At 71.9% G+C, this 2,503-nt stretch carries 2 protein-coding genes; one reads left to right on the top strand and one right to left on the bottom strand.

Going from position 1 to position 2,503, the window contains the following annotated elements; translation table 11 throughout:
* Positions 1-33: 33 nt before the first annotated feature.
* Positions 34-1,857: a serine/threonine-protein kinase gene (locus K6I34_RS35535; protein ID WP_308294101.1), complete on the bottom strand. Its 1,824-nt coding sequence runs from the start codon at positions 1,855-1,857 to the stop codon at positions 34-36.
* 134 nt (positions 1,858-1,991) lie between these two features.
* On the opposite strand from K6I34_RS35535, the gene K6I34_RS35530 reads away from it, so the two are divergent.
* The coding region (locus K6I34_RS35530; RefSeq protein WP_229332158.1) for a PspC domain-containing protein at positions 1,992-2,503 on the top strand (512 nt) is incomplete at its 3' end.

Below are 2,503 nucleotides of genomic sequence, written 5' to 3'. Positions count from 1 at the left end.
ATGCGGGACGGGGCCGGGGGCCCGGATCCGGGGTCAGGGCTTGATGCGGAAGCCGTCGCAGGCCGCGTCGAAGACGGGCCGGTACCGGTCCCAGTCCGCGGAGGGCGCGGAGAGGTAGATCGCGTACTCCTTCCCCCCCTCCTTCCCGAACCCGAGGTCGATCGCCCGGTACTCGCGGGCCCGCCCCTTCCACCTGTACTGCCAGAGCGCGGCGGACTCCCCGCGGTACTTCGTCTCCTGCATCCGCTCCATGACGTAGGTGCTCTCCTGCTTCTTGACCTGCGCCTCGACGTCCTTCCAGTGCTGGAGGTGGTCGCCGCTCGCGAACGGGAGCACATTGATCTTGAGGCCGACCCTGCCGGTGCCGTCGATGTAGTTGACCTCCTCGGACGACTTCACCAGCCGCGTCCAGCCGTTCGGCACGGGGACGGAGAAGCCCATGGCCTGCTCCTCCGCCAGGCGGTAGCCCGGCGGCAAAGAGGGTGTGACGGACGCCGCGAGGTCCGGGCTCGCGGAGGCCCGGGGCTTGTCGGCGGTCGCTTCCTTCGCCGAGGTGTCACCGGCCACGGTCTCCGTGCCGTTACCGCCACCGTCACCGCCTTGGAGGGCGACGAAGAGACCGCCCGCGATCCCGGCCACGACGACCACGGCCACCGCGCTCCACAGCAGCGGCCCCCGCCGCTTCCGGCCGCCTTCCGCGGGTCCGGCGGCGGCATCCGGGGCAGTGGTGGTGACCGTGGCGGCCACGGTGCCGGCGGTGTCGGCGGGCGCCGTGACCGCCTCGGTCCCGCGAGCCGTTCCGGCTCGGCGAATCGTTTCCGCAGTGTCTTCCCGTCGCTCTTCCACAGGTTCCGCGGGTTCCGCAGAGGCGGCAGCCGTCTCCCCGTAGGGGTCGTGGTCGTGGGCAGGGCCGGGGACGGCCGGCACGTCAGGAGCGGCAGGCACGTCAGGGGCAGCGGGCACGTCCGTCAGGTCCGCTGTCCGCATATGAGCGGTGTCGGGCTCCGCCGCGGGCTCCCGGAGGATCTGTTCGACCAGTTCGGCCGGGGGCCGCAGCGCGGGGTCCTTGGCCAGCAGGGTCTCGATCAGCTTCGTGAGCGGCCCCGCGCCACGGGGCGGCTCCAGCGGATCCATGACGGTCGCGTAGGCCGTCTCGACCGCGGTGGCCTTGCGGAACGGCGGCCGCCCCTCCAGCGCCTGGTAGAGGGTGGCGCCCAGGGCCCACAGGTCGGAGGCGGGGCCGGGCTTGGCCCCCTTGATCCGCTCGGGCGCGATGTAGTCGATCGAACCGACCATCTCACCCGTCTTGGTCAGCGTGGACGTGCCGGTGGAGCGGGCGATGCCGAAGTCGGTGAGGACGACCCGCCCGTCGTCGCCGAGCAGGACGTTGCCGGGCTTGACGTCCCGGTGCAGCACCCCGGCCGCGTGGGCGGCGCGCAGCGCGGCGATCATGCCGCGCCCGATGCGGGCCGCTTCCTCGGGCTCGATCGTGCCGAGCTTGAGGACGTCGGCGAGCGTCGTCGACGGCACGTGCTCCATCACGATGCAGGGCAGGCCGCGGTCCTCGACGACGTCGTGGACGACCACCACGTTGGGATGGGTGATCCGGGCGGCGCTGCGGGCCTCCCGGCGGGTGCGCTCGTAGAGAGTGGCGAGCTCCTCCTCGTCCAGGTAGGGCGAGACGCGGAGCTGCTTGAGGGCGACCTGACGGCCCAGCAGGGAGTCCTCGGCCCGCCACACCGTGCCCATACCGCCACGGCCTATCAGCTCCAGGAGGCGGTACCGGCCTGCGACAAGCCTGCCGCGGTCCGACCGCGGCTCCGGCGCCGCCGCGGACCCCGACACTGACTCAGTCACCGTGCACCCCTCCGGTTGCCCCCGTTGGTGTTCGCTGCGCCACGATATCCGGCACCTTCTCAGGGGCGATCTCAGGGAACGGCCAGGGTTGTCAGGTGTGCCGAAAGCGCGTTCCGGTTGACACCATGTCCTGTATGACCGACACACCCACCACCGAGGACGCGCAGCAGGCGGGCGCGGTTCACGGCACTTTGCCGGACGACCGGCCACCGTTGCGCCGCAGCCGTGAGCACAAGGTGGTCGCGGGCCTGTGCGGTGGTCTCGGCCGCTGCTTCGGCCTCGACCCCGTCATCTTCCGCGTGGTGCTGGGTGTGCTCGCGGCCACCGGCGGCCTGGGCCTGATCCTCTACGGCTTCGCGTGGCTGCTGATCCCGATGGAGGGCGAGGAGGAGAACGAGGCCCGGCGGATGCTGTCGGGCCGCGTCGAGGGCCCCGCGCTGACGGCCGCGCTGTGCGCCCTCGTCGGCTGCGGGCTGTTCCTCTCCATGCTCAACAACGGCTCGGTGATGGCCTTCGCCCTGATGCTGACGATAGCCACGGCGGGAGCCGCCTACTGGTCGAGCCACCGTCCGGAGGGCGAGGAGACCGTCGCCAAGGGTGCCACCGCGCAGAAGCCCCAGAAGACGATGGAAGCCCCCCCGGAGAC

This window comes from Streptomyces sp. UNOC14_S4 (assembly GCF_020740835.1).
GTDB lineage: Bacteria > Actinomycetota > Actinomycetes > Streptomycetales > Streptomycetaceae > Streptomyces.
Note: the sequence above shows the minus strand (reverse complement) of the source record. Positions and strands in the feature narration are given on the sequence as shown.